The sequence below is a fragment of the Phreatobacter sp. GW821-FHT04C01 genome, from assembly GCF_059420385.1.
Window position 1 is genome coordinate 19,784 of sequence record NZ_JBWKTP010000011.1, and the last position, 23,955, is coordinate 43,738.

Annotated in this window: 26 protein-coding genes; 2 read left to right on the forward strand and 24 right to left on the reverse strand. The window is 67.7% G+C overall.

All coding sequences use genetic code 11. The features are described 5' to 3' along the window. Entirely contained in the window at window positions 1-1,053 is a 1,053-nt protein-coding gene (locus tag AC07WJ_RS30670; RefSeq protein WP_494938517.1) for a TRAP transporter substrate-binding protein, read from the reverse strand. 233 nt (window positions 1,054-1,286) lie between these two features. Here AC07WJ_RS30670 and AC07WJ_RS30675 point away from each other — a divergent pair, with 233 nt between their 5' ends. Next, entirely contained in the window at window positions 1,287-2,141 is an 855-nt protein-coding gene (locus AC07WJ_RS30675; protein ID WP_494938518.1) for an alpha/beta hydrolase family protein, read from the forward strand. A 70-nt stretch (window positions 2,142-2,211) separates the two neighbouring features. On the opposite strand, the gene AC07WJ_RS30680 is transcribed toward AC07WJ_RS30675, so the two are convergent. The 12 genes from AC07WJ_RS30680 to AC07WJ_RS30735 all read right to left on the reverse strand — a co-directional run bounded on the left by AC07WJ_RS30680 (window position 2,212) and on the right by AC07WJ_RS30735 (window position 11,232). Beyond that, on the reverse strand, window positions 2,212-2,592 hold the full coding sequence (locus AC07WJ_RS30680) for a RidA family protein (protein WP_494938519.1): 381 nt from the start codon (window positions 2,590-2,592) through the stop codon (window positions 2,212-2,214). A 61-nt stretch (window positions 2,593-2,653) separates the two neighbouring features. Next, on the reverse strand, window positions 2,654-2,968 hold the full coding sequence (locus tag AC07WJ_RS30685) for a RidA family protein (RefSeq protein ID WP_494938520.1): 315 nt from the start codon (window positions 2,966-2,968) through the stop codon (window positions 2,654-2,656). 77 nt (window positions 2,969-3,045) lie between these two features. Continuing rightward, window positions 3,046-4,566, reverse strand: coding sequence for a UxaA family hydrolase (locus tag AC07WJ_RS30690; protein WP_494938521.1), 1,521 nt, complete (start codon window positions 4,564-4,566; stop codon window positions 3,046-3,048). A gap of 121 nt (window positions 4,567-4,687) precedes the next feature. Next, window positions 4,688-5,308: an urease accessory protein UreG gene (ureG, locus tag AC07WJ_RS30695; RefSeq protein ID WP_494938732.1), complete on the reverse strand. Its 621-nt coding sequence runs from the start codon at window positions 5,306-5,308 to the stop codon at window positions 4,688-4,690. Between the two features lie 18 nt (window positions 5,309-5,326). Then, complete coding sequence (locus AC07WJ_RS30700) at window positions 5,327-6,019, reverse strand: urease accessory protein UreF (RefSeq protein WP_494938522.1); 693 nt, start codon at window positions 6,017-6,019, stop codon at window positions 5,327-5,329. Continuing rightward, on the reverse strand, window positions 6,012-6,758 hold the full coding sequence (locus AC07WJ_RS30705) for an urease accessory protein UreE (protein WP_494938523.1): 747 nt from the start codon (window positions 6,756-6,758) through the stop codon (window positions 6,012-6,014). The genes AC07WJ_RS30700 and AC07WJ_RS30705 overlap by 8 nt, the downstream gene beginning before the upstream one ends. Before the next feature lie 363 nt (window positions 6,759-7,121). After that, window positions 7,122-8,837, reverse strand: a complete 1,716-nt coding sequence (gene ureC / locus AC07WJ_RS30710; RefSeq protein WP_494938524.1) for an urease subunit alpha — start codon at window positions 8,835-8,837, stop codon at window positions 7,122-7,124. Between the two features lie 38 nt (window positions 8,838-8,875). Next, window positions 8,876-9,181: an urease subunit beta gene (locus AC07WJ_RS30715; protein WP_494938525.1), complete on the reverse strand. Its 306-nt coding sequence runs from the start codon at window positions 9,179-9,181 to the stop codon at window positions 8,876-8,878. A 1-nt stretch (window position 9,182) separates the two neighbouring features. Next, window positions 9,183-9,443 (reverse strand): DUF1272 domain-containing protein, encoded by a 261-nt coding sequence (locus AC07WJ_RS30720; RefSeq protein WP_494938526.1) that lies wholly within the window; start codon window positions 9,441-9,443, stop codon window positions 9,183-9,185. Window positions 9,444-9,497: 54 nt separating this feature from the next. Continuing rightward, window positions 9,498-10,091, reverse strand: a complete 594-nt coding sequence (locus tag AC07WJ_RS30725) for a HupE/UreJ family protein (protein ID WP_494938527.1) — start codon at window positions 10,089-10,091, stop codon at window positions 9,498-9,500. Between the two features lie 22 nt (window positions 10,092-10,113). Further along, the gene (locus AC07WJ_RS30730) at window positions 10,114-10,416 is read right to left on the reverse strand and encodes an urease subunit gamma (protein WP_494938528.1); all 303 of its coding nucleotides are present in this window, start codon (window positions 10,414-10,416) and stop codon (window positions 10,114-10,116) included. Window positions 10,417-10,425: 9 nt separating this feature from the next. Then, window positions 10,426-11,232, reverse strand: coding sequence for an urease accessory protein UreD (locus tag AC07WJ_RS30735; protein ID WP_494938529.1), 807 nt, complete (start codon window positions 11,230-11,232; stop codon window positions 10,426-10,428). A 357-nt stretch (window positions 11,233-11,589) separates the two neighbouring features. On the opposite strand from AC07WJ_RS30735, the gene AC07WJ_RS30740 reads away from it, so the two are divergent. Next, a complete protein-coding gene (locus AC07WJ_RS30740) occupies window positions 11,590-11,787 on the forward strand; it encodes a hypothetical protein (protein ID WP_494938530.1) in 198 nt (65 codons plus the stop codon). Between the two features lie 131 nt (window positions 11,788-11,918). Here the strand turns inward: AC07WJ_RS30740 and pssA are convergent, their stop codons facing one another. The 11 genes from pssA to argS all read right to left on the reverse strand — a co-directional run bounded on the left by pssA (window position 11,919) and on the right by argS (window position 23,932). Beyond that, window positions 11,919-12,767: a CDP-diacylglycerol--serine O-phosphatidyltransferase gene (pssA, locus tag AC07WJ_RS30745; RefSeq protein WP_494938531.1), complete on the reverse strand. Its 849-nt coding sequence runs from the start codon at window positions 12,765-12,767 to the stop codon at window positions 11,919-11,921. 31 nt (window positions 12,768-12,798) lie between these two features. Then, complete coding sequence (locus tag AC07WJ_RS30750) at window positions 12,799-13,500, reverse strand: phosphatidylserine decarboxylase (protein ID WP_494938532.1); 702 nt, start codon at window positions 13,498-13,500, stop codon at window positions 12,799-12,801. Between the two features lie 93 nt (window positions 13,501-13,593). Further along, window positions 13,594-14,484 carry a twin-arginine translocase subunit TatC gene (gene tatC / locus AC07WJ_RS30755; RefSeq protein ID WP_494938533.1) on the reverse strand — a complete coding sequence of 297 codons (891 nt, stop codon included), beginning with the start codon at window positions 14,482-14,484 and terminating at the stop codon, window positions 13,594-13,596. Beyond that, the gene (gene tatB / locus AC07WJ_RS30760; protein ID WP_494938534.1) at window positions 14,481-15,146 is read right to left on the reverse strand and encodes a Sec-independent protein translocase protein TatB; all 666 of its coding nucleotides are present in this window, start codon (window positions 15,144-15,146) and stop codon (window positions 14,481-14,483) included. Before tatB ends, tatC begins: the two co-directional genes overlap by 4 nt. Before the next feature lie 73 nt (window positions 15,147-15,219). Beyond that, complete coding sequence (locus tag AC07WJ_RS30765; protein WP_494938535.1) at window positions 15,220-15,483, reverse strand: twin-arginine translocase TatA/TatE family subunit; 264 nt, start codon at window positions 15,481-15,483, stop codon at window positions 15,220-15,222. Window positions 15,484-15,576: 93 nt separating this feature from the next. After that, window positions 15,577-16,701 (reverse strand): ABC transporter ATP-binding protein, encoded by a 1,125-nt coding sequence (locus AC07WJ_RS30770; RefSeq protein ID WP_494938536.1) that lies wholly within the window; start codon window positions 16,699-16,701, stop codon window positions 15,577-15,579. Next, window positions 16,698-17,423 carry an SMC-Scp complex subunit ScpB gene (gene scpB, locus AC07WJ_RS30775; protein WP_494938537.1) on the reverse strand — a complete coding sequence of 242 codons (726 nt, stop codon included), beginning with the start codon at window positions 17,421-17,423 and terminating at the stop codon, window positions 16,698-16,700. The genes AC07WJ_RS30770 and scpB overlap by 4 nt, the downstream gene beginning before the upstream one ends. A 70-nt stretch (window positions 17,424-17,493) precedes the next feature. After that, complete coding sequence (locus tag AC07WJ_RS30780) at window positions 17,494-18,318, reverse strand: segregation and condensation protein A (RefSeq protein ID WP_494938538.1); 825 nt, start codon at window positions 18,316-18,318, stop codon at window positions 17,494-17,496. A 540-nt stretch (window positions 18,319-18,858) separates the two neighbouring features. After that, a complete protein-coding gene (gene nagZ, locus AC07WJ_RS30785; RefSeq protein WP_494938539.1) occupies window positions 18,859-19,923 on the reverse strand; it encodes a beta-N-acetylhexosaminidase in 1,065 nt (354 codons plus the stop codon). A 3-nt stretch (window positions 19,924-19,926) separates the two neighbouring features. Next, window positions 19,927-22,128: an SPOR domain-containing protein gene (locus tag AC07WJ_RS30790; protein WP_494938540.1), complete on the reverse strand. Its 2,202-nt coding sequence runs from the start codon at window positions 22,126-22,128 to the stop codon at window positions 19,927-19,929. A gap of 49 nt (window positions 22,129-22,177) precedes the next feature. Beyond that, on the reverse strand, window positions 22,178-23,932 hold the full coding sequence (argS, locus tag AC07WJ_RS30795) for an arginine--tRNA ligase (RefSeq protein WP_494938541.1): 1,755 nt from the start codon (window positions 23,930-23,932) through the stop codon (window positions 22,178-22,180). Window positions 23,933-23,955: the final 23 nt, after the last annotated feature.

Sequence of the window (23,955 nt, forward strand, 5' to 3'; positions counted from 1 at the left end):
TCAGGCCATCATGTGCTTGGCGACGGCGGCGCGAACGTCGTCGACGATCTTCTGGCCGTCGATGCCGCGCTCCTTCACCGTCTTCAGCCAGGCCTCCTCGACCGGTTTGGTCGCGGCGCGCCATTTGGCCGCTTCGTCCTCGGCCAGCATGGTGATGGTGTTGCGCGAGCGGCCCTTGACCATCTCGGCGACCGAACGGCCACGCTCGTCCCACATCTCGCCGGCCATGATGGCGGCCGGCATGCCGGAATTGTCGTCGACGACCTTTTTCAGGTCGGCCGGCAGGCTTTCATATTTGGGCTTGTTCATCGCCAGGATGAAGGAGGCCGTATAGAGCGTTGGCGACCCCGGGATTTCGGTGTGGTAGCGCACGAGCTCGTGCAGCCGCAGCGACGGCACGACCTCCCAGGGCACCACGGCGCCGTCGATGACATTCTGCGACAGGGCCTCCGGCACCTGCGGGATCGGCATGCCGATGGCGGTGGCGCCCAGCGCCCGCAAGGCCTCGCCGGCCTGGCGGGTCGGGAAGCGCAGCTTCAGGCCGGCAAGGTCGGCCTGGCTCTTCACCTGCTTGTTCGCGTGGATCAGCCCGTGATCATGCGCCCACAGGCACAGCGGCTGAACCTCCGAGAATTCCTTGACGAAATGGGTCGGCGCCAGTTCGGCGAGCGCCCGCGAATTGGTCACGGCCCGCTTGCCGGCGATGAACGGCAGCTCGATCGCCTCGATCGACGGGAACCGCCCGGGCGTATTGCCCGGCAGCGTCCAGATGATGTCGGCGACGCCGTCGCGCGCCTGATCGTAAAGCTGCGGCGGAGCACCGCCGAGCTGCATGGCCGGAAAGATGTCGATCTTGATCCGGCCGCCCGATTCGGCCTCCACCTTGCGCGACCAGGGCACCAGGAAGCGCTGATGGGCATTCGAGGCCGGCGGCAGGAAATGGTGCATGCGCAGCGTCACCTGCGGGGCCTGGCCCCAGGCGGTGCGCATCACGGCCGGCATTGCGACGGTGCTGCCGGCGAAAGCCAGCAGGTGACGGCGAGACAGGGTCATTCGCTCAAATCCTCCCCAGATAGTCCTCGATCGCCGGCTCTTGTGGGCCGGTAGCGCTATGGCCGCGCCTCTTTTCTAGCGCGCCGACGATAAAGATGTTCGGGCCTTGGCGACAAGGGCATTTGGTTGGAGTTGCGACCATTTTTCGTGGCGCGCCGATGACCGGATGCGGTGGACAGCGCGACGTCGGCCACCTAGCATCGTGCTGTTACACGTAAGCGCAGAGCACTGGCATGTCGAAAGCTACCGTCGAGGCCGTCACGATCGCCGCGCGCGATGGCCTGCCGCTGGCGGCGGCCGTCTTCGAACCCGCCGGTCCGGCGCGCTCGACTGTCATCGTCCAGGCCGCGACCGCCGTTCCCCAGGGCTTCTACGCCGCCTTCGCCCGTCATCTCGCCGGTCTCGGCCGGCGCGTGGTCACTTTCGACTATCGCGGCATCGGCGGATCGCGGCCGGCGACGCTGCGCGGCTTTCGCGCCAGCATGCTCGACTGGGCAGATCTCGACGCGCGCGCGGTCGCCGACCATGCCGCGGCAACCTGGCCCGACCAGCGGCTCGGCCTTGTCGGGCATAGTTTCGGCGGCCAGGCCTTCGGCCTCGCGCCCCATCCCCGCGTCACCCATGCGGTCGGCATCGCAGCGCAGATCGGCGACATGCGGCTTTTCACGCCCGCCGTCGCACGCCGCATCCGGTTCTTGTCCCGTTATGTCGCGCCGGCGCTGATCCCGCTCGCCGGCCACTTTCCAGCCGGCTGGTTCGGCATGGGCGAAAACATGCCCGGCGACGTGTTCCGGCAATGGACGCGCTGGTGCCTGACCCCGGGCTATTTCTTCGGCGATCCCGCGGTCGACGCCGCCGGGCGCTTCGCTGGCGTCAAGGCGCCGATCCATCTCATTGGTTTCAACGATGATCCCTTCGGGCCAAAGGCCGCCATCGAAGGGCTGGCCAAGGGCTTCCCCGCCGGGCTGGCGAGCACCGAATTCATCACGGCCGAGGCCGTTCCCGGCGGCAAGATCGGCCATTTCGGCTTCTTCCGGGCGTCGACCGGGCGGCTCTTCTGGGATGGGGTCGACGCGCGGCTGGGGTAAGTGCGAGCAGTGCATCGAGCGCTTTGCCCATCGGGCAGCCGTCCTTCGAGGCTCGCAATGCAATTCCCCTCTAGGCCACCGCCACCGCCTCGATCTCGATCAGCCAGGCCTCGTCGAAAATCCCGGCGATGATCACGGTCGAGGCGATCAGGTGATCGCCCATGATCTCCTGGCGGATCGCCCGGTTCTCCAGCCCGAAGCGGCGATCGGCGAGATAGATCGTCACCTTGACGAGATTGGTCAGGCTCATGTCGGCGGCGGCCAGCTGCGCCAGCACATTGCGCCAGGCAAGCCGGCACTGGCCATCGAAATCACCGGGGCACCGCCCGTTCGCATCGACCGGAATCTGGCCACTGACATAGAGCGTCCGGGTCGCTGCCGTGACCTCCACGGCCCTGGCATAACCGATGGCGCGCGGGGCCTCCGCGGCACTGATGGCGCGTCGTTGCATGATATGGGTCTCGCTGGGTTGCACCGTCCGACCGGCGCGCAAGGAAGGGCGCGCCCGCCCGTTACGCGACCGCGACGGCCTCGATCTCGATGAACCAGGCCTCGTCGAAAATGCCCGTGATGATCACCGTCAAAGCCGGCTGATGCGCGCCGAGCACCTCCTGGCGTATCTCGCGGTTTTCCAGGGCGAAGCGGCGTTCCGCCAGGAAGATCGTCACCTTGGCGAGATTAGCGACCGTCATGTCGGCCGCCGCGAGCTGAGCCAGTACATTGCGCCAAGCGAGCCGGCACTGCGCAGCGAAGCCCTTCGGACATTCGCCCTTGGCATCCACCGGGATCTGGCCGCTGACATAAAGCGTCCGGGTGGCGGCCGTCACCTCGACGGCCTGGGCATAGCCGCCGATGGCAAGGCGTATCGTCCGAACTGACCACGCGTCGTCGCATCGCTCACGCCTCACATGGTCGCGCCGATCTGCCAGGGCACGAATTCATTGTCGCCATAGCCGAGCAGTTCGGACTTGGTCTTGTCGCCGGACGCGGTCCTGAGGATCAGCTCGAAGATCTCCCGACCCTTGTCCTCCAGCGACACGCCGTCGAGCACATCGCCGCAATTGATGTCCATGTCGTCGATCATCCGCGTGTAGATGTCGGAATTGGTGGCGAGCTTGATCGACGGCGTCGGCTTGCAGCCATAGGCCGAGCCGCGGCCAGTGGTGAAGCACAGCACATTGGAACCGCCGGCGACCTGGCCGGTGGCGGCCACCGGATCGTAGCCGGGCGTGTCCATATAGACGAAGCCGGCGCGGTCGATCTTCTCGGCATAATGATAGACCGCGCGCAGCGTCGTCGAACCGCCCTTGGCGGCGGCGCCCAGCGACTTCTCGAGAATGGTGGTGAGGCCGCCGGCCTTGTTGCCGGGCGAGGGATTGTTGTCCATCGAGCCCTCGTGCTTGGTCGTATAGGCCTCCCACCACTTGATGATCGAGACCAGCTTCTCGCCGACCTCGCGGCTCTCGGCCCGGCGTGTCAGCAAATGCTCGGCGCCGTAGATCTCCGGCGTCTCCGACAGCACCGCCGTGCCGCCATGGCGGACCAGCAGGTCGACCGCCTTGCCGAGCGCCGGATTGGCGGTGATGCCGGAATAGCCGTCCGAACCGCCGCATTGCAGCGCGAGGCACAGCTCCGAGGCTGGCAACGTCTCGCGTTTCGCCTGATTGACCAAAGGCAGCATCTCGCGAATGCGCGCGACGCCGGCCTCGATCGACTTTTTCGTGCCGCCGGTTTCCTGGATGGTCATCGACTGGAAATGAGCGCCCGGCTCGATGCCGTAATCCTTCATCAGCCTGGGGATCTGAAACACCTCGCAGCCGAGACCGACGATCAGCACCGCCGAGACGTTCGGATTGGTGGCGTAACCCCAGATTGTCCGCTCCAGGATATCGAAACCCAGCCCCTCGCCGGCAATGCCGCAGCCGGTCCCATGCACCAGCGGGATGACACCGTCGACATTGGGAAACTCGGCCAGCATGCCCGACCGGTTGACCGCCTCGGCCATGAAGCGGGCGACCGAAGCCGAACAGTTCACCGAGGTGAGGATGGCGATGTAGTTGCGCGTGCCGGCGCGGCCCTTGGCGCGGCGAAAGCCCTGGAAGGTCGCGCGCTCGGCCAGCGGCAGGATCGCCTCCGGTTCGGCGCCCTGGGCGAAGGCATAGTCGCGGTCGAAAGTGGCGAAGTGGCAGTTATGGCTGTGCACCCATTCGCCGGGCGCGATCGGCTGCGAGGCGAAGCCGATGATCTGGCCGTATTTGACCACCGGCGCATCCAGCGCGATCGGCTGGGTCGCCATCTTGTGGCCCTTCAGCACGCGCGCGGTGGCGGTGACGCCGTCGACCCGCTTGCCGGCATCGATGAGGTCGACCGCGACGACGACATTGTCCCCCGCCGCGAGCCGGATGAAACGCGGTTGCGTGGTCATGGCGTCACTCCCGAAAATCCGTTGCCCGGCGTTATCCGCCTGCTTCGCTGTTTATAATGGCTCTTGAAACGATTTACGCAAAGCTTGCCGAGCGCGCCGTGCGGAATGGCCGCCGCGCGGCTCACGCAGCCTTGAGGCCGCCCTTGTCGCGGATGAAGCGCACCACCGTGTCGACGCCGTCGCCGGTCTTGATATTGGTGAAGACGAAGGGCCGCTGGCCGCGCATGCGTTTCGAATCCCGGTCCATATTGCCGAGATCGGCGCCGACCATCGGGGCGAGATCGGTCTTGTTGATGACCAGCAGGTCCGAGCGGGTGATGCCCGGACCGCCCTTGGACGGGATCTTCTCGCCGGCGGCGACGTCGATGACATAGATGGTCAGGTCGGCCAGCTCGGGTGAAAAGGTCGCGGCCAGATTATCGCCGCCCGATTCGATCAGGATCAGGTCGAGTTCGGGGAATTTGGCGCGCATCTCGGCGACCGCCGCCAGGTTGATCGAGGCATCCTCGCGGATCGCCGTATGCGGGCAGCCGCCGGTCTCCACACCCATGATCCGCTCGGTCGGCAGCGCGCCGGAGCGCATCAGATATTCGGCGTCCCACTTGGTATAGATGTCATTGGTGATCGCGGCGATCTCGAACGAGCCCTTCAGCGCCTTGCACAAGGCATCCATCAGCGCGGTCTTGCCGGAACCGACCGGCCCGCCGATGCCGACACGAAGAGGACCGTGGGGGGAAGGCATCGATCCATAAGACATGGGTCAGCTCCTGAACAGTCGGGTATATTGGGTTTCGTGGCGCATCGAGGCGATGTCCGAGCGCAGCGCATGGCCGCCAATGTCGTCGAGCGCCGTCCCGGCGGCAAGCGCGGCCGTCGTCTCGACCAGCGGCTCCAGGGCCGCCAGCACGCGCTGGCCGTCGGTCTGGCCGAGCGGCACCAGGCGCACCGCCGCGGAGACGAGGTTCGCGGTCACCGCATGCAGGAAGGCGTGAAGTGCAACCGCTTCGTCGATGCCATGGGCCGAGGTCGCCACGCCGACCGCGACGGGATAGGCAACCGCCCCGCCCCAGGCCCGGCGCAGCAAGGCCAGGCCGGCGGCCGGCCATGCCGCCTCGGTCGCCAGCATGAAGGCATTGCCCTGCGCCGTCGTCTCCAGCAGGCGCTCCTTGGAGGGCTGAAAGGCCAGCGCCAGTTCGGCCACCGCGGTCAGCCCCACCGCGTCGCCTGTCGCCGTTGCCCGATGGGCATGAACGAAAAAGGTCGCGTCGGCGTGCCCGGATCCCGCCCCGATCACCACGCCCAGCCAATCGACAAGCGTCGCCGCGCTGGTGATGTCGCCGGTTTCCACTGCCCATTCCAGCCCGTGGGAATAGCTGAAGGCGCCGACCGGATAGGACGGCGACATCCAGGCCAGCAACCGGTAGAGCGCCGCCGGTCGAAACGGCTCAGCCATGCTTGTGGTCGTGGCCGTGACGGTGATGGCCATGATCGTGCTTGTGGTCATGGTCGTGTTTGTGGTCGTGATCATGGCCGCAGCCGCAGGCATCGTCATGCACGTGCCCGGCGCTCTGGACGCCCAACACGTCGCGCGGCCTGGCCGCATGATCGTGGACATGCTTGTGGCCATCATCATGCTTGTGACCATGGTCGTGCTTGTGGCCATGGTCGTGCTTATGACCGTGGTCGTGCTTGTGGCCGTGGCCGTGCTTGTGGCCGTGGTCGTGATCATGCTCGGAATGATCGTGGCCGGTCACCGTGCCATGGCCATAGGCGCCGCCTTCGGGATCGAACGGCGCCTCGATCGCCACGACCCTGGCGCCCAGCCCCTTCACCATGTCCTCGATGACGTGATCACGGCGGATGCGCAGCTTGGAGCCGAGGATCTGGGTCGGCAAATGGCGGTTGCCGAGATGCCAGGCGATCCTGACCATATGGTTCGGATCCTTGGCGCGGATCTCCAGCAGCGGCTCGGCGGCAGCCACCACCAGGACGATCCGGCCATCCTCCAGCTCCAGCCCGCTGTCGGAGACGAGCGGCACGGCCTCGGCGAGATCGAGCAGGAATTCCGTGCCCTCGACCCCCTCCATCGCCATGCGCCGGCGATGCCGGTCGTCATAGTCGAGCACGACGCGGTCGATCACCGCGCTGTCGGGAAAGGAACGGGGCGAGCGGACGGCGACGGCGCGGATCATGGGGTTTCCCGCAAAATGGCAATGGGTGGACAAGGAATAGAGCCGCGGCGACGTTCTGGCTACACGGACGACACGCTTGGTTCAGCCGGAGCGGCGAAGGGGTCGGAATGGCAAGGACGCGACAACTCTCCACCGCGTGCGGTCAGGCCCCCCACGTCACCCCCGGCCGAGCGAAGCGAGGGGAAGGGGGTCCAGGAGCGGCCTCATCCACCCTCCAAGTGCGTGCCGGTCAAGGATTTCTCCGCGTTGAACAATGAGCCCTGCAACCCCTGGATCCCCTTCCCCTCGCTTCGCTCGGCCGGGGATGACGTAGAGAGCTACCGACTGGCGGTGGCCGCTCTCGCCCGCTCGCCCCCTGCCCTCTCAAAACAGGAAATAGCGCTGCGCCATGGGCAATTCCCGGGCGGGCTCGCAGGTCAGCAACTCCCCGTCCGCGCGCACCTCATAGGTTTCCGGATGGACCTCGATATGCGGCGTCGCGCTGTTGTGGATCAGGCTCTTCTTGGAGATGCCGCCGCGGACATTCTCGACCGGCAGCACGATGCGTTCCAGCCCGAGCTTCTCGTGGACGCCGTTGTCATAGGCCGCTTTCGACACGAAGGTGACCGAGGAGGCGGTCATGGCCTTGCCGAAGGCGCCGAACATCGGCCGGTAATGCATCGGCTGCGGCGTCGGGATGGAGGCGTTCGGGTCGCCCATGGGGGCCGCGGCGATGGTGCCGCATTTCAGCACCAGAGCCGGCTTCACCCCGAAGAATTTCGGCTCCCACAGCACGAGGTCGGCGAGTTTGCCGACCTCCACCGAGCCGATATGTTTCGACAGGCCATGGGCGATCGCCGGGTTGATGGTCACCTTGGCGATATAGCGCTTGACCCGGAAATTGTCGGCGCCGGTGCCGACATCCTCAGTCAAAGCACCGCGCTGCACCTTCATCTTGTGGGCGGTCTGGAAGGTGCGGATGATCACCTCGCCGATGCGTCCCATGGCCTGGCTGTCGGAGGCCATGATCGAGAGCGCCCCCATGTCGTGCAGGATGTCCTCGGCCGCAATCGTCTCCTTGCGGATGCGGCTCTCGGCGAAGGCGACATCCTCCGGGATCGACGACGACAGGTGATGGCAGACCATGAGCATGTCGAGATGTTCCTCGAGCGTGTTCACGGTGTAGGGCATGGTCGGATTGGTCGAGGACGGCAGCACGTTCTCGATCATCGCCACCTTGATGATATCGGGCGCATGGCCGCCGCCGGCGCCTTCGGTGTGGAAGGCATGAATGGTGCGGCCCTTCAGCGCCGCGATCGTGTCGTCGACGAAACCACTCTCGTTCAGCGTGTCGGTATGGATCATCACCTGCACGTCGTGGTCGTCGGCGACGGCGAGGCAATTGTCGATCGCCGCCGGCGTCGTGCCCCAGTCCTCGTGCAGCTTGAGCGCGCAGGCGCCCGCCTCGATCTGCTCGATCAGCGCATCCGGCAGCGCCGCATTGCCCTTGCCGGCAAAGGCGAGGTTCATCGGGAAGGCTTCGGCCGCCTGCAGCATGCGGGTCATGTGCCAGGGCCCGGGCGTGCAGGTCGTCGCGGTCGTGCCCGAGGCCGGCCCCGTGCCGCCGCCGAGCATGGTGGTCAGCCCGCTCATCAGGGCTTCCTCGATCTGCTGCGGGCAGATGAAATGGATATGGGTGTCGATGCCGCCGGCGGTCAGGATCTTGCCCTCGCCGCCGATCGCTTCCGTGCCCGGCCCGATGATGATGTCGATGCCGGGCTGGATGTCCGGATTGCCGGCTTTGCCGATGGCGGCGATGCGGCCGTCCTTCAAGCCGACATCGGCCTTGACGATGCCCCAGTGGTCGATGATCAGCACATTGGTGATGACGGTGTCGACCGCGCCGGCCTTGTTGGTGACCTGGCTCTGGCCCATGCCGTCGCGGATCACCTTGCCGCCGCCGAACTTCACCTCCTCGCCATAGATGGTGAAGTCCTTCTCCACCGCGACCAGCAGTTCGGTATCGGCCAGCCTGACCTTGTCGCCGACGGTCGGCCCGAACATGTCGGCATAGGCGGCCCGGGAAATCCGGTAGGGCATCGCGTTCTCCTGGGGCGGTCAGGCCCCGATACGGCCAGTCAAAGCTTGCCCATCACGCCCTGGCGGAAGCCATAGACGGTCTTGTCGCCGCGGTAAGGCACCAGCGTCACCTCGCGGGTCTGGCCCGGCTCGAACCGCACCGCCGTGCCGGCGGGAATGTCGAGCCGCATACCGCGCGCCGTGTCGCGATCGAACGAGAGACCCGGATTGGTCTCGAAGAAATGGTAGTGCGAGCCGACCTGGACCGGCCGGTCGCCGGTATTCGAAACGGTCAGCGTCACGCTGTTGGCGCCGGCATTGAGCACGACGTCGCCGGCGGGCGTGATGATCTCGCCCGGTTTCATCTCACTGTCCCCTCGCCTGCAGGCCGGCGCAGCCCTCAGGCTTCAGCACCCGCTTGGCGGAGGCCGGGAACCTGGCGAGCTTGCCCGCGGGCCGGACCGGGCGGCGAACCAGTTCGCCGCCGCAATTCGGGCAGGTGCCGCCGAGCACCTTGTCGGCGCAATCGGCGCAGAAGGTGCATTCGAAAGTACAGATCACCGCGTTGCGCGCCTCCGGCGGCAGGTCGCGGTCGCAGCATTCGCAGTTCGGACGCAGTTCGAGCATCGATGCCTCCTGTCGGATCGGCGGGCGCCCGCCGGGAATGGAGCGTCGTCGGTGTCAGGCGAGCCCGCCGGACATGGCGAGCGCGATGCCGGCGGCGGCGGTCAAGCCGCCGGCCGTGCGCACCGCCAGCGGCACGGTCAGGCGCGTCGCCAGAATGGTCACGGCGATGCCCGCCAGATGCAGCGCCGCCGTCGAAAGCGCGAAGCCCAGCGCATAAGCCGCTCCCGACGCGTTGGCCGGCACCTCCATGCCATGGGCGTGGCCGTGGAACAGCGCCGCGAGCGCGATGGCCGCGGCACCCGCCGCGACACTCGGCCGGGCGGCGAGCGCCACCGCCAGGCCGAGCAGCAGGACCGAAGCGAGGATGCCCTGCTCGACGAAAGGCAGCGCCACGCCGGCCATGCCGAGCACTCCGCCGAGCACCATCACGCCGACGAAGGTCGCCGGCCAGACCCAGATGGCCGCGCCGCCACGCGAACCGGCCCAGAGGCCGACCGCGACCATGGCGAGCATATGGTCGAGGCCGCCGAGCGGATGCATGAAACCGGCGGCGAAGGCCGAGGTCGAGCCGATGCCGGTATGGGCCTCGGCAGCGGTCGTCATCATCACGGCGACCAGGAATGTCAGGAATGGAGAGGTCGGTTTCATCGTGCGTGTCTCTGCAATTCTGTCAGCGGATCGGATTGTGCACTGTGACGAGCTTGGTGCCATCGGGAAAGGTCGCCTCGACCTGGACGTCGTGGATCATCTCGGCGATGCCGGACATCACCTGGTCGCGGCCGACGACATGGGCGCCGGCCTCCATCAGGTCGGCGACGGCGCGGCCGTCGCGCGCGCCCTCGACGACGAAATCAGTGATCAGGGCGATCGCTTCGGGGTAGTTGAGCTTGACGCCGCGCTCCAGCCTGCGGCGCGCCACCATGGCCGCCATCGCGATCAGCAGCTTGTCTTTCTCACGCGGCGACAGATTCATCCGGGACCCTCAGCAAGACCAGACGCGGGGCAGCGGCCCGCGCAGCATTTCAAGAAGCTGGACCAGTCCGCGGCGCAACGCAAAGGGATCCGCCGACAGGAGCCGGATCGAGAGCAGCCCGTCGAAGGCGCTTGCTCCCGCTTCGACGCCGGTCGTGTCGAGGCCCGCCAGCAGGTCGCGCGCCGGCGCGAGCCACGTCTCGGCGCGCGGCGAAACCATCACCAGGCTCGCCGCGGCGACCGCGCCGCCGCCCGCCGCCCTGGCGCCGAGCCTTGCCGCCACCGGCCCGTCGAAACGCAGGCCCTCGGCATAAACGAGCCGGCCGCCGCGCCTGATCCGCCAGCGATCGGACAGGAAGGCGCTGGCAACGCTCTCGCCGCGCGCCAGCCGGCCGAACACCACGCTTTCGACCGCCAGCAAATGCGCGCTTTCGGCCATCGCGACATCGAGCCGGCGATCGAGAGCCGCGCCGTCGAACAGGATCGCTTCCTGCGGCAGCCAGTCGAGCGCCGCGCCCTCGGCGAGGACGATGCCTGTGTGAAACGAGCCGATGCCGCCGCTGGAGCGATAGATCTTCTCGGCCGCCTGGCCGGTGACCACCGCGCTGGTCCCCTCCCCGGCCGCGATCTCCAGATGGAACCGGTCGCCGCCGGTCAGCCCGCCCGCCGTATTGATGATCACCGCCTCGACCGGCATGCCCGGACCGGGCCGCGGCAGCCGGATGCGCAGGCCGGCTTCCTGATAGCAATCCTTGATGACCGTCTCGGCGCCACGGCAGATGAAGGACAAACGCCCGACGCCATGGGCGCGCTGCATGCGTGCGCCCTCGTGCCGCCACCGAAAAGCGTCGCGGTCGGCCCCGACCGCTTGCGTCGCCTGCATATCCACCTCAGCCGGCGTGATCTTGGAATGCCGCCACAATGCCCGCAAGCCGAGAAAATGAGCACGAAGCGACCATTTCCTGAGCATCCGTCGCCCCGCACCGTCGCGGTGTCCCGGCGCAGCGCATGGATATTGGCCGCATCCCGAGAATCGCCCGAATTGACGCCTATGGTGCGTGCAGGCTCCTGATCGTCAGGTCATGAATCGTTAACCTCGCGGTGGGAGCCTCAAACGAGACGTGCATCGCGTGAGCAGCGAATTGTCCGAGTGGAACGCCATCCGGAGGCCGTCATGGCGCAGGCGCATGCCGACAGCCGCATCGAGACGAAGCGGTCATCCGCGTCCTTCGAGTTCGACGACATGCTGGCGCTGCTGCGCGGCATGAAACCCCAGACCGATTCGGAAGCGTTCCGACTGCTGCGCCGGGGCTTCCCGTCCAGCCCGCTGAGCGATCGCGTCGCGGTGATCGACCGCTGGCACGGCGGCTGAGGACGGGACCATTCTCTTTTTGTCGCGACGGATTGCCTTGGGCGGCGGCGGGCCGCCCTTCGAGGCCGGCGCTCAAAGCCCGCGGCATCAACGACTTGGCGGGCTCTTCGGATTCGAAACCTGAACGGCCGTCAATCCGGCTCTTTCTCGTCGACCACATCGGCCGCGGGTTTGGCCGCCGCTGATCCGGCTTCGGCCCGCGCCATCGCCTGCGCCTTGGCCGCGCCGAACGGCAGCGACGCCAGATAAGCCACCGTGCCCACCGTCAGCACGATCCAGGGATAGCTCATCAGCAGCGCCACGAAGGCGATCGCCGCGACGAACAGCGGCAGCACGCTCTCGCGCGGCACCTTGGCGCCGATCTTCTTGCCGGAGAACACCGGCACGCGCGACACCATCAGGAGCGCGATCGCCATGGTGAAGGCGGTCACCAGCCAGGGATGGATGAAGCCCTTGGGAACGCCGACATTTTCCAGGTAGATCGGCAGCATGACCAGCACCGCGCCGGCCGGGATCGGCACGCCGGTGAAGAAATTGGCCATCCAGGCCGGCTGGTTCGGATCTTCGATCTGGACGTTGAAGCGGGCGAGCCGGAGCGCGCCGCAAATGGCGAAGACCAGGACCGCGATCCAGCCGATCGGGCCGGCCTCGTTCATGCCCCAGAGATAGAGCACCAGGGCTGGAACCGCGCCGAAACTGACGAAGTCGGCGAGGCTGTCGAGCTCGGCGCCGAATTTCGACGTGCCCTTCAGCAGGCGGGCAATGCGCCCGTCGACCGAATCGAGCACTGCCGCGCCGAGGATCAGGTAGACACCGAGCTCGATCTTGCCTTCGAGCGCCATGCGAATGGCGCTGAGGCCGGCGCAGAGCGCGAGCAGCGTGATCAGGTTGGGGATCAGCAGGCGCAGCGGAACCGGCCGAAACCGGCGCCGCGGCGGCTCGTTCCGGTCGGGGGTGAAAGGCTGGAACAGGGAACTCATGGCGCGAAACTAGCGTGAAAATGCCGCGGCGTCAGCCGATGCGCACAACACGCGCTCCCTCGTTCGAGGCCATGTCCGCCAGGACGGTTTCGCCGGCGACCGATTTCTGGCCTTCCGCGACCAGCGGCTTGGTGCCTTCGGGGAAATAGACGTCGACGCGCGAACCGAAACGGATCATGCCGAAGCGCTCGCCGGTGCCGATCTGATGGCCCTGCTCGACCCACCAGACGATGCGCCGGGCCACCAGGCCGGCGATCTGCACCACGCCGAAAGCGCCCCAGGACGACTTGATGGTCAGCCCGTTGCGCTCATTGTCCTCGGAGGCCTTGTCGAGATCGGCATTGAGGAACTTGCCCGGGCGATAGGCCATGGCGGTGATCTTGCCGCCGATCGGCGCCCGGTTCACGTGGCAGTCGAACACCGACATGAAGATCGAGACGCGCGGCAGCGCCGTCTCGCCGAGGCCGAGCTCGAGCGGCGGCACGGCGTTGGTGACGAGCGAGATGCGGCCGTCGGCCGGCGCGATCACCAGCCCGTCGCGCACCGGCGTCACGCGCACCGGGTCGCGGAAGAAGAAAATCACCCAGACGGTTAAAGCCAGCATCGGCCAGGCGAGCCAGGCGCCCCACCAGATCAGCAGCAGCGTGCCGACGGCGGCGATGCCGATGAACGGGTAGCCCTCGCGATGGATCGGCACGAGCACCGTCGTCTTGACGCTGTCGAGAATGGACATGGACTACCCCCTGGCGATCCGGCTTGGTAGCCGGATGCGCGTCACGTGGTCAATGGTGGCAATGGATCGGACGGGCGCCGATCGGTCGCGGCGTCAGGTCGCGGGTTTGGCCGCGGGGTCCCCACCCTTGCCGTCGTCGTCGCTCTTGTCGTCGTCATCGCGCGCCGCGTCCTCGATCGCGCGCCGCTTCTCCATGCGGGCGACGACCAGGATGCCGATCTCGTAGAGCAGGCAGAGCGGAATGGCGAGCGAGAGCTGGCTGATCACGTCGGGCGGCGTCAGCACCGCCGCCAGGATGAAGGCGATGACGATGAAATAACGCCGCTGCTTCTTGAGGAACCCGGTGTCGACGATGCCGATCTGGCCGAGCAGCGCGATGATCACCGGCAGCTGGAAGGAGATCCCGAAGGCGAAGACCAGCGTCATGATCAGGCCGAGATAGTCCTCGACCCGGCCGAGATACTGGATGGCGGTCGCCGTATCGCTCGGCGCCTGCTGCATGCCGAGCGAGAACAGCATCAGCGCCCGCATGACGAAGACGACCACGAAGACGCCGCCGGCGAAGAAGCAGATGGGCGTCCAGATGAGATAGGGGCGGAAGGCGTTCTTCTCGTGGGAATAGAGCCCGGGCGCGACGAACTTGTAGAGCTGGATGGCAATGACCGGGAAAGCCAGGAAGGCGCCGCCGAACATGCCGATCTTCAGCTGGGTGAAGAAATATTCCAGCGGCGCGGTGTAGATCAGCCGCACCTCGGCCTTCGGGATATGCAGATAGTCGGCGGCCCATTCATAGGGCAGCACCAGGATCTGGAAAATCTGCTTGGAGAAGACGAACGAGAAGATGAAACAGACGACGAAACCGAGCATCGCCTTGATCAGGCGCGAGCGCAGTTCGATCAGATGTTCGATAAGCGGTGCCTTGGATGCCTCGATGGCGTCTTCGTCGGCCTTGAGCTTGTCTTCCTTGGGGTCGGCGAGCGTCATGCCTTGGTCTTTCGGGCGCGCTTCGGCTTCTCCGGTGCATCTTCGGCAGCGGGCTCGGCAGCAGGCTCAGGGGTTGGGACGGGTGCGGGCGCCGGCTCGGCAGGCGCTTCGGCAGCGGCGGGTGCCTCGGCGGCGGCCTTGCGCGTGCGCTTCGGCTTGGCCGGCGCGGCCTCGGCCACCGGCTCGGCGGCCGGCGTCTCGACCGGCGCCGGCGGCGCGAACGCGTTCTGGATGGACTGCGGGTCGACCGCATAGCTCGGCGGCGCGGGAATGCCGGCGGGGACCGGTTCGACGGCAGCCGGAGCACCAGGCGCCGGCGGCCCGATCTGATCAGCTGGCGGCACGGCCTTGTCGGCTGGCGACACCACGGCCTTCACGTCGTCGACGGCCGTCTTGATCTGCTCGCGGGCATAGTCGATCGGATTGAACGACGATGCCGACTGAACGCTTTCGGTGACGCTGTCGATCGACGACTTGACCTTGTCGACCTCGGCTTCCTGCAGCGCCTGATTGAACTGATACTGGAAGTCGGATGCCATGCGGCGCAGTTTCGCCACCGCCTGACCGACGCCGCGCAAGACGCCGGGCAGTTCCTTTGGGCCGATGACGATCAGCGCCACAGCGCCGACCAGTGCAATCTCGCCCCAGCTCAAATCGAACATGACATCTCACCGTCCCATTGGCGGGTACGGTCCCTTACCCGTTCAGGCTCGCCCTTCGACAGGCAATGTTCGTTCAGCTCGCCTTGGGCGTCTGGGCGGGAGTTGCCTGCGCGGAAGCGGAAGCGGTTTCCGCCGGCGCATGATCGATCGTCCGTCCCTCGGTGGCGGGCGGCGCAGCGGCGGTCTCCGGCTTCGGATCGTCTTCCGCCATGCCCTTCTTGAACGCCTTGATGCCCTTGGCCGCGTCGCCCATGAATTCGGAAATCTTGCCGCGCCCGAACAGCAGCATCACCACGACCCCGACCAGGATCCAGTGCCAAGCGCTGAAGCTACCCATGACTCACTCCTCTATTCATGTCACCGGCTGATCCGTCGGATCGCGAGCGCGGTTTTGTCCGTTGCGGCCACAGCGTGCCGTGTTGGGGGGAAACTAGGCTTCGGGTAAGGCAAAAACAAGGACCTCGGATGCCGCAACGTCGATGCCGAGGTCGCGACCTGGGATCAAGGTTTCCGCCGAACGTACCCTCGCCTTCAAGGGCGCGTCCAACCCTTCCACAGCGATTTCGAGGAATTCCACCTCGCCGAGGAAGCGTTTGGCCAAAAGTCGGCCCGGAATGCACATTTGCGCCGGCATCGGGACGATCGCCTGCGGCCGGATGGCGGCGACCGCCCTCGTCCCATCGGCGAGGCCGGGGGCTGGAAAATATCCGACCGGCGTGACGATCTTGCCGGCCCGGACGGTGCCCGGCACCTCGTTGATGTCGGAAAAGAACCGCGCCGCGGCGAGATCGACCGGGCGGCGGTAGAGATCGGCGGCCGTTCCGACCTGCACGATGCGCCCGCCGCGCATCAGGACGATGCGGTCGGCCATGCGCATGGCCTCCTCGGGATCATGCGTCACAACGATGCAGGTGGCCCGGGTCTCGCGCATGACGGCGAGCGTCTCCTCGCGAATGGTGTCGCGCAGGCGGCTGTCGAGCCCGGAAAACGGCTCGTCCATCAAGAGCACGCCCGGGCGCGGCGCGATGGCGCGGGCCAGCGCCACGCGCTGCTGCTCGCCGCCCGAGAGCGCATGGGGATAGTCGAGCGCATGCTGCGACAGGCCGACCCGGCCGAGCGCCAGGCGGGCGGCCTTCTCGGCCTCGGCGCGGGGCAAGGTCTTCAGGCCGAACATGACGTTGGCGAGGTTGCTGAGATGCGGAAACAGGGCGAAATCCTGGAACACCAGCCCGACGCCGCGCCGTTCCGGCGGCACGAAGGCGGCCGGGCCGGCGACTTCGCGCCCGTCCATCAGCATGCGCCCGGCGCTCGGCCGCTCGATGCCCGAGGCGATCCTCAGGAGCGTCGTCTTGCCGCAGCCCGAGGGACCCAGCAGGCAGACGATTTCGCCAGGCCTCACGTCGAGCGACACCTGGTTGAGCGCGCGGATCCTGCCATAGGCATGGGACACGGCCTCGAAGCCGAGCGCGACCGCAATCGCCGGCCCCGCCGTGCCGCGCCGGCCCCAGCGCGTGTCGTCGGCCGTCATGCCGCCGTCAGCCTCGGCTGGCGTCATCGGCCGGCCTCGTCGTCGGCGATCCGCGGCCCGAGCGACAGGTCGAGTTCGGACTGGTCGTCCGGCTCCTCGTCGTCGCGCAAGGTGTGGTCGTCGCTCGGCATCGGGATCTGGAACCCCGGCGGCAGCCGCCCGTCCAGCAGGCCGGCGGCCTTGAGGTCGTCGAGCCCCGGCAGGTCGCCGATCGCCTCCAGACCGAAATGCTCCAGGAAGGCCGGCGTGGTGCCGAAGGTCACCGGGCGGCCCGGCGACTTGCGCCGGCCGCGGATCCGCAGCCAGCCGGTCTCCAGGAGCAGGTCGAGCGTCCCCTTGGAAATGCTGACCCCGCGGATCTCCTCGATCTCGGCGCGCGTCACCGGCTGGTGATAGGCGACGATGGCCAGCGTCTCGAGCGCCGCTCTCGACAGCTTGCGCTCGTCCGCCGTCTCCTTGTGCAGCAGGAAGCTCAGGTCCTCGGCGGTGCGGAAGGTCCATTTTCCCGCGACCCGGACCAGATTGACGCCGCGCGGCGCGTAAAAGGCCTGCAGCGTCACCAGCAGCGACTTCAGGTCGGCGCCCTTCGGCAAGCGCTCAGCCAGCGCTTCCTCGTCGAGCGGATCGGCGGCGGCGAACAGCAGCGCCTCGACGATGCGCAATTGCTCGACCGGGCCCTCGACAATGCCGATGGCCGCGCCGAGATGCACCTCGCTCCCGCTGTCGTCTGTTGCCTGTTCCGTGCTCATTCGCTCGGGTTCTAGCCCGGATTTCTCATGCGGGCCATGGCCTGTCTTGCTGGTTTCAGACATCGGGCCATCACGTCCCGCGCGGCGGGGAACCGGGCTCGTCGCGCCGCTTGCGCATGTAGAGCGTGCCGAGCGGCCGGTCCTGATGCACCTCCAGCACGCCCTCGCGCACCAGCTCCAGCGACGAGGCGAAACTGGAGGCGAGCACGGTCGCCCGCCGCTCCGGCTCGACCAGATAGTCGAACAGGAAGCTGTCGAGCGGCGCCCAGTCCATGGTCGCGCCGATCAGCCGCTCCAGGATCTCGCGCGCCTCGGCCAGCGACCAGACCTGCCGCCTGGCCATATGGACATGCGACAGCGCGCTCTTCTGGCGCTGCTGGGCATAAGCGGTCAGGAGGTCGTAGAGCGTCGCGTCCCAGCGGTGCAGCGCGATCGCCACCACCGGCTCCGGCGCGCCGCGGGCGAAGACGTCGCGGCCCAGCCGATGACGGGTCATCAGCTTGGCCGCCGCCTCGCGCATGGCCTGCAGGCGCTGCAGCCGGAACGCCAGCACCTCGGCGAGCTCGACGCCCGAGGGCTCGTCGCCCTTGCCCGGATCCGGGATCAGCAGCCGCGACTTGAGATAGGCCAGCCAGGCCGCCATGACCAGGTAATCGGCCGCCAGCTCCAGGCGCATCTTGCGCGCCTCGTCGATGAAATTGAGATATTGCGTGGCGAGCGCCAGGATCGAGATCTTGGCGAGATCGACCTTCTGCGTGCGCGCCAGCGCCAGCAGCATGTCGAGCGGCCCCTCGAAGCCGTCGACATCGACGACGAAAGCCGGCTCCGCGCTGCCCCGTTCGGGAGCAGCCTCGAAGGGCAGCACGCTGGTCATTTCTTGCGGCGACTTGGCCATGATCGGTCCCGGCCGCGCGACGGGCGCGGCGCCCGGCCGATCATAGACCGCATTCGAACCGGCAAGGCAATTCGGCCGCGGTTTTCGAGATCGGTTCAAGAGTGCATCAAAGCGGTTCGCCGTCGCGTCGTCGTTTGCGGGACGAGCCCGGTCGAACTCAGATGCCGTGCTCAGTCAATCCAATACACTTTCCGCGACGGCCATTCTCGTCTTGGCCGGGCTTGTCCCGGCCATCCACGAATTTGAGCCAGTTGGTCCTGGAGATCGCACCAATCCGGGTTCTACGCGAGGGTCGGCCGGCACAAGTCATGGATGCCCGGGACAAGCCTGGGCAAGACGATGTGTCGACGTCACCGCGTATTGGACCACAGCGCGGCCCCATGACCCGAGGTGCGGCACGCCCTGCCCCAAAGCACATCTAGCCATCCCCGGCTGGGCCTGGAGACCCACCCATCAAACCAGAATAGGACGTGGACAAACCGCCCCAAGCCCGGCCAGGATACCCTGCGGCCTCACCAGGCCGCATTCCCCGACGCTCTCTCAGACGCTCAAGGCGTGGGTCGGCGCGAAGCCCGTGGACGGCGCAAGGCTGGTGCGTTCCAACACCTCGAAGAAGCGTGCCCTGGCCTCGGTCACGTCGAGCGGCTCGGGCTCATGGCGAATGCGGCCGAGCCCCGCTTCCGCCCGCCGCCGGGCCTTGCCGGCCAGGACCGGCGTTTCGGCGGCGACCGCCAGCATTTCCGGGATCTTGCCGTTGCAATGCAGGGCCATGTCGCAGCCGGCGCCGAAGCTCGCCCGCGTGCGCTCGCCCAGGCTCCCCGCCAGCGCATTCATCGACAGGTCGTCGGTCATGACAAGGCCGTCATAACCGATCGCCCCGCGGATCACCTCGCGCATGACCTTGCGCGACGTGGTGGCGGGGCGGCGCCGGTCGACCGCCGAATAGACGACATGCGCGGTCATCGCGAGCGGCATGTCGGTCAGCGTCCGGAACGGCTTGAAATCGGTCGCTTCCAGGCTCGCCCTGTCGGTATCGACCACCGGCAGCGCGTCGTGGCTGTCGGCCGCCGCCCGGCCATGCCCGGGAATGTGCTTGATGACGGGCAGCACGCCACCGGCGAGGAGACCTTCCGCGGCCGCCCGGCCGAAAGCGGCGACCATGTCCGGCCCTTCGCCATAGGCGCGGTCGCCGATGATGCTGTGGGAGCCGGGCACCGGCACGTCGAGCACCGGCAGGCAGTCGACGGTGATGCCGACCGAGCGGAGGTCGTTGGCGATCAGCCGCGCGCCGAGCCGGGCCATCTCGCGTCCGACCAGCGGATCATTGGCCGCGATCCGCGAAAAGGCGCGCCCGGCCGGGTATTTCGGCCAATGCGGCGGCCCGAGCCTCTGCACCCGTCCGCCCTCCTGATCGACCAGCACCGGCGCGTCGGCCCGGCCGCTGATCGCGCGGAAGGTCTCGGTGAGGCTCCGGATCTGGTCCGGGCTGTCGCAATTGCGCCGGAACAGGATCAGGCCCCAGGGATCGAGATCGCGAAACAGCGCGATCTCGTCGGGCGTCAGGACGTGGCCGGCACAGCCGACGATCAGGGCATGGACAGGCATGGCTCAGTTGATGACGCAGGATCCGCCCGAGGACTTCAGCCGTTCGCAGAAGCTCTGCGCATCGGTCCGCGAGAACGGCCCGACCCGCAGGCGATACCAGGTGCCGCGCCCCGGCAGCTCGGCCGAACGGATATTCGGCGTCTGGCCTTGCAACACCGAGAAGCGCCGCTGGGCATTGGCGAAGGCGCCGCGTGCCTCGGCCTCGGATTGATGCGACGAGATCTGCACGAAGGACGAGCCCCCGGCGGCGGCGGCGGGCGCCGCGGCCGGCTGCGGCTGACGCAGCGACGCGGTGCGTTGCGGCGCGAGGTCGAGCGGACGCGCCCCGGCGCGCGCGGCCGGCGCGTCGTCCTCTTCGGCGGCCGGCCGGCTGGGGCGGGCCGGTCGCGGCAAAGGCGTCGGGGTGGAACGGCTGTCGGCCGAGGCGAGCGCCGGTGCGGCCGGTGCCGGGACTGCCGACTGCGGTGCCGGCTGCGCCTGGCCGGGCGCCGACGGCACCACGGACAGCGGCATGCCGCCCGGCGCCGGCGCCGGGCGCGGCGTCGGGTTGAGGATCTGGTTGTCCGGTCCGACCGTCACCGTGCGCACCCGGCGCGGCTCTTCGGCGCCGCCGCGCGGCGCCGCGGGAATGGTCGCGACCGCATCCGGGGTCGCCGGGCGCAGCACGGCCGCCGGCGCCGCATTGGCGCTCGGCACGACGACCGACTGGACCTGGCGCACCAGGGGCTGGCCCGGATCGGTCACGCTGCCGGCGGGAGCTGCCGGCGACAGCGGAATGACGCGCGGCGCAGCCGGCTGCGGCGGCGCCTGAACCTGTGCCGCCTGCTCGCGCGGGGTCACCGGCCGTTCCTCGCGGGAGACGACGCGATCGCCGCTGGGGACGCGGTCGGTCACCGGTTTCGGATCCTGCGCCTGCTGCACCGGGATGCGCACCGGATCGGTATTGGCGCGCACGACGCGCGGCTCGCCGCTGCCGGCGGATCCGCCGGTCAGCGCCCGATAGCCGAGCACGCTGCCGCCGCCGGCAACCGCCAGGCCGACCACCGCCATGATCGCGGTCAGGCCGGCGCGCCGGCGCCGTGGCGGGGCCGCGTCGAACACCTCGGGATCGTGCTGCGGCATATGCCCGTCCTCGACGAAGACCGGGTCGGAAGCGGCACGCTCGGCGGCGGGCAAATAGGCCGGTTCGGCATAATGCACCGGCTCGCCGCGCGGCTCGGCCGCCACTTGCGGCGCCGCGGCGCGGGTTCCGTGCTGGCGCCAGCTATTGGCCATGGCCGCGCTGACCGCCAAAGTTCCGGCACCGGCAACGACGGCCGCACCATAGCCGGGTGTCCGGGCGTGCGAATCACGGGGTTGATCGTCGGCGAAAGCCCGCGCGATGCGCTCATCGGCATCGTCGACGGCGGCCCTGTCATAGCCGGTCGCAGCACCCTGTCCCTGCGTGCCATGGCCTGTATCGAAGTGCTGCCGGGCCGGCTCCTGATAGGTCTCATGCCGATAGGCTTCAGGCTGATAGGCCACCGGTTCGCGATAGGCCGCCTGCCGGTAGACCGGCTCCGGCTGAACCGGCTCCTGATAGACCGGCTCCTCGAAAACCGGTTCCTGAGCGCTCGCGCTGCGATGGCCGGGCCTTTGCCGGTCATAGTCCTCGGCCAGCATGCGCTCCAGGTCGTGCAGGCTGCCGGCGGCCTCATCGACCGCCGGATCGGCGGCCGCGGCGTAGCTGCCGCGCAGGCCATCGGCCTGAATCTCGACCGGAACGGGCGCCGGCGCGGCCGGAGCGGAGCGACCGAGATCGGCCTCCTCCTCGTCCAGGGCGTCGTCGAACAGGTGGTCGGGGGCCTCGGCCGCGGCGGCCTGCCGGCCGGCATCGGCCTTCGGCCGCGCGCCTTCCCCGGAGCGGACATAGCTCTCGAGCTCGGCTTCGAGATCATCCCAGTCGGCCGCCGCCCGCGCCGGGGCCGCCGGACCATCGGCACCCTCGCCCGCTTCGACGGCGACCGGCCGGCGCGCCGGCAGCTCGCCACGGGTTCGCGCCACGCTCTTCAGGAGATCCGCGTAATTGTCGTCCTGGCCCATGATCCGGGCGAGTTCGGCCAGGGGATCGCCGGGCGATGCCTTGCGCACCGTATCGTCGGCGGAGCCGTCACGGTTATAGGCATCGAAATCGCGATAGCTACGCAGACTTGTCTCGTTGGCCATGGGCCCCGCCGTCGGTGGGCGCCACGACCATATCATGGCCGCAGCGCGATCAACGCATCTCTTCGACGGCCTCGACACCGAGGATCGCGAGTCCCGACTTCAGAACGGTCACGATACCCTGGACCAGCGCAAGGCGCGCCGTTGTTGTTTTTCGATCATTTTCGATAATGAAGCGTAAATGCGGCGAATCTTTTCCGCGGTTCCACTGCGAGTGGAAGTCCGCCGCGAGCTCGTACAGGTAGAACGCAACCCTATGCGGCTCATGGGCTTGGGCCGCCGCCTCGATCATTCGCGGATACTGCGCGAGGCGCTGAATTATTGCGGTTTCCCCCGTGTCGTCGAGGCTCTCGACAGATGCCGATGCCAATCCCGCCGGTGTCAGATCGAGATCCGGCATGGCCTCGTGGGCGTTGCGCAGAATCGATCGGCAGCGTGCATGGGCATATTGCACATAGAAAACCGGATTGTCCTTGGACTGTTCCAGCACCTTGGCCAGATCGAAGTCGAGCGGCGCGTCGTTCTTGCGGAACAGCATCATGAAGCGCACCACGTCGCGGCCGACCTCGTCGACCACCTCGCGCAGCGTGACGAAATCGCCCGAGCGCTTGGACATGCGCACCGGCTCGCCGCCGCGGAACAGGCGCACGAGCTGGACGAGCTTGACGTCGAGCGCCGCCGTGCCGCCGCTGATCGCTTTCAGCGCCGCCTGCATGCGCTTGACGTAGCCGCCGTGATCGGCGCCCCAGACGTCGATCTGCTCGTGGAAGCCGCGATCGGCCTTGTCCTTGTGATAGGCGATGTCGGAGGCGAAATAGGTGTAGGAGCCGTCCGACTTCATCAGCGGACGGTCGACGTCGTCGCCGAAATCGGTTGAGCGGAACAGGGTCTGCTCGCGCTCCTCCCAATCCTCGGCATCGGCGCCCTTCGGCCGCTCGAGCACGCCTTCATAGACGTCGCCCTTGGCTCTCAGCGTTTCGATCGCGGCACGCACCTTGTCGGTCGGCGCCTGCAGCGAGCGCTCGGAGAAGAACACCTTGTGCTGAACGTTGAGGGCCGCGAGATCGCCGCGGATCTCGTCCATCATCATGTCGATCGCCACGTCGCGGCAGATCGGCAGCCATTGCTCTTCCGGCACATTGTGCAGGCTCTGGCCATATTTCGCCGCCAGCGCCTGGCCGACCGGCTTCAGGTAATCGCCGGGATAGAGCCCTTCCGGGATCGTCACCGTCTCGCCCAGCGCCTCGCGGTAGCGCAGATAGGCCGAGCGGCCGAGCACCTGGACCTGGGCGCCGGCATCGTTGATGTAATATTCGCGGGTGACGTCGAAGCCCGCGGCCGCCAGCAGATTGGCCAGCGCGTCGCCGAACACCGCGCCGCGGCAATGGCCGACATGCATCGGCCCGGTCGGATTGGCCGAGACATATTCGACATTGACCTTGGCCTTGGTCCCGGTGCCGACATGGCCGAAGCCCTCGCCTTCCCTGACCACCGCCTTCAGCACCTCGGGCCAGACGGCTGGCTTGAGCGTCAGGTTGATGAAGCCCGGCCCGGCGATGTCGACCTTGGCGACATCGGGCAGAGCCGCGAGCTTGGCCGAAATCTTCTCGGCGAGGTCGCGCGGCTTCAGGCCGGCTTCCTTCGACAGCACCATCGCTGCATTGGTCGCGAGGTCGCCGTGGCTCGCATCGCGCGGCGCCTCGACCACGATGCGGTCGAGCCCCGCTTCGGCGATGCTGATGCCGTCGGCGCCGAGCGAACGGACCGCGTCGCGCACATGATCGGTGAACAGGGCGAAGATATTCATGCCGGAAGCCTCGAAGAACGGAG

Excerpts from the sequence above, each read along its gene's own strand:
- AC07WJ_RS30670 (WP_494938517.1), bottom strand. The coding sequence starts at position 1,053 with ATGACCCTGTCTCGCCGTCACCTGCTGGCTTTCGCCGGCAGCACCGTC.
- AC07WJ_RS30675 (WP_494938518.1), top strand. The coding sequence starts at position 1,287 with ATGTCGAAAGCTACCGTCGAGGCCGTCACGATCGCCGCGCGCGATGGC.
- AC07WJ_RS30680 (WP_494938519.1), bottom strand. The coding sequence starts at position 2,592 with ATGCAACGACGCGCCATCAGTGCCGCGGAGGCCCCGCGCGCCATCGGT.
- AC07WJ_RS30690 (WP_494938521.1), bottom strand. The coding sequence starts at position 4,566 with ATGACCACGCAACCGCGTTTCATCCGGCTCGCGGCGGGGGACAATGTC.
- ureG (WP_494938732.1), bottom strand. The coding sequence starts at position 5,308 with ATGCCTTCCCCCCACGGTCCTCTTCGTGTCGGCATCGGCGGGCCGGTC.
- AC07WJ_RS30700 (WP_494938522.1), bottom strand. The coding sequence starts at position 6,019 with ATGGCTGAGCCGTTTCGACCGGCGGCGCTCTACCGGTTGCTGGCCTGG.
- AC07WJ_RS30705 (WP_494938523.1), bottom strand. The coding sequence starts at position 6,758 with ATGATCCGCGCCGTCGCCGTCCGCTCGCCCCGTTCCTTTCCCGACAGC.
- ureC (WP_494938524.1), bottom strand. The coding sequence starts at position 8,837 with ATGCCCTACCGGATTTCCCGGGCCGCCTATGCCGACATGTTCGGGCCG.
- AC07WJ_RS30715 (WP_494938525.1), bottom strand. The coding sequence starts at position 9,181 with ATGAAACCGGGCGAGATCATCACGCCCGCCGGCGACGTCGTGCTCAAT.
- AC07WJ_RS30720 (WP_494938526.1), bottom strand. The coding sequence starts at position 9,443 with ATGCTCGAACTGCGTCCGAACTGCGAATGCTGCGACCGCGACCTGCCG.
- AC07WJ_RS30725 (WP_494938527.1), bottom strand. The coding sequence starts at position 10,091 with ATGAAACCGACCTCTCCATTCCTGACATTCCTGGTCGCCGTGATGATG.
- AC07WJ_RS30730 (WP_494938528.1), bottom strand. The coding sequence starts at position 10,416 with ATGAATCTGTCGCCGCGTGAGAAAGACAAGCTGCTGATCGCGATGGCG.
- AC07WJ_RS30735 (WP_494938529.1), bottom strand. The coding sequence starts at position 11,232 with ATGCAGCGCGCCCATGGCGTCGGGCGTTTGTCCTTCATCTGCCGTGGC.
- AC07WJ_RS30740 (WP_494938530.1), top strand. The coding sequence starts at position 11,590 with ATGGCGCAGGCGCATGCCGACAGCCGCATCGAGACGAAGCGGTCATCC.
- pssA (WP_494938531.1), bottom strand. The coding sequence starts at position 12,767 with ATGAGTTCCCTGTTCCAGCCTTTCACCCCCGACCGGAACGAGCCGCCG.
- AC07WJ_RS30750 (WP_494938532.1), bottom strand. The coding sequence starts at position 13,500 with ATGTCCATTCTCGACAGCGTCAAGACGACGGTGCTCGTGCCGATCCAT.
- tatC (WP_494938533.1), bottom strand. The coding sequence starts at position 14,484 with ATGACGCTCGCCGACCCCAAGGAAGACAAGCTCAAGGCCGACGAAGAC.
- tatB (WP_494938534.1), bottom strand. The coding sequence starts at position 15,146 with ATGTTCGATTTGAGCTGGGGCGAGATTGCACTGGTCGGCGCTGTGGCG.
- AC07WJ_RS30765 (WP_494938535.1), bottom strand. The coding sequence starts at position 15,483 with ATGGGTAGCTTCAGCGCTTGGCACTGGATCCTGGTCGGGGTCGTGGTG.
- AC07WJ_RS30770 (WP_494938536.1), bottom strand. The coding sequence starts at position 16,701 with ATGACGCCAGCCGAGGCTGACGGCGGCATGACGGCCGACGACACGCGC.
- scpB (WP_494938537.1), bottom strand. The coding sequence starts at position 17,423 with ATGAGCACGGAACAGGCAACAGACGACAGCGGGAGCGAGGTGCATCTC.
- AC07WJ_RS30780 (WP_494938538.1), bottom strand. The coding sequence starts at position 18,318 with ATGGCCAAGTCGCCGCAAGAAATGACCAGCGTGCTGCCCTTCGAGGCT.
- nagZ (WP_494938539.1), bottom strand. The coding sequence starts at position 19,923 with ATGCCTGTCCATGCCCTGATCGTCGGCTGTGCCGGCCACGTCCTGACG.
- AC07WJ_RS30790 (WP_494938540.1), bottom strand. The coding sequence starts at position 22,128 with ATGGCCAACGAGACAAGTCTGCGTAGCTATCGCGATTTCGATGCCTAT.
- argS (WP_494938541.1), bottom strand. The coding sequence starts at position 23,932 with ATGAATATCTTCGCCCTGTTCACCGATCATGTGCGCGACGCGGTCCGT.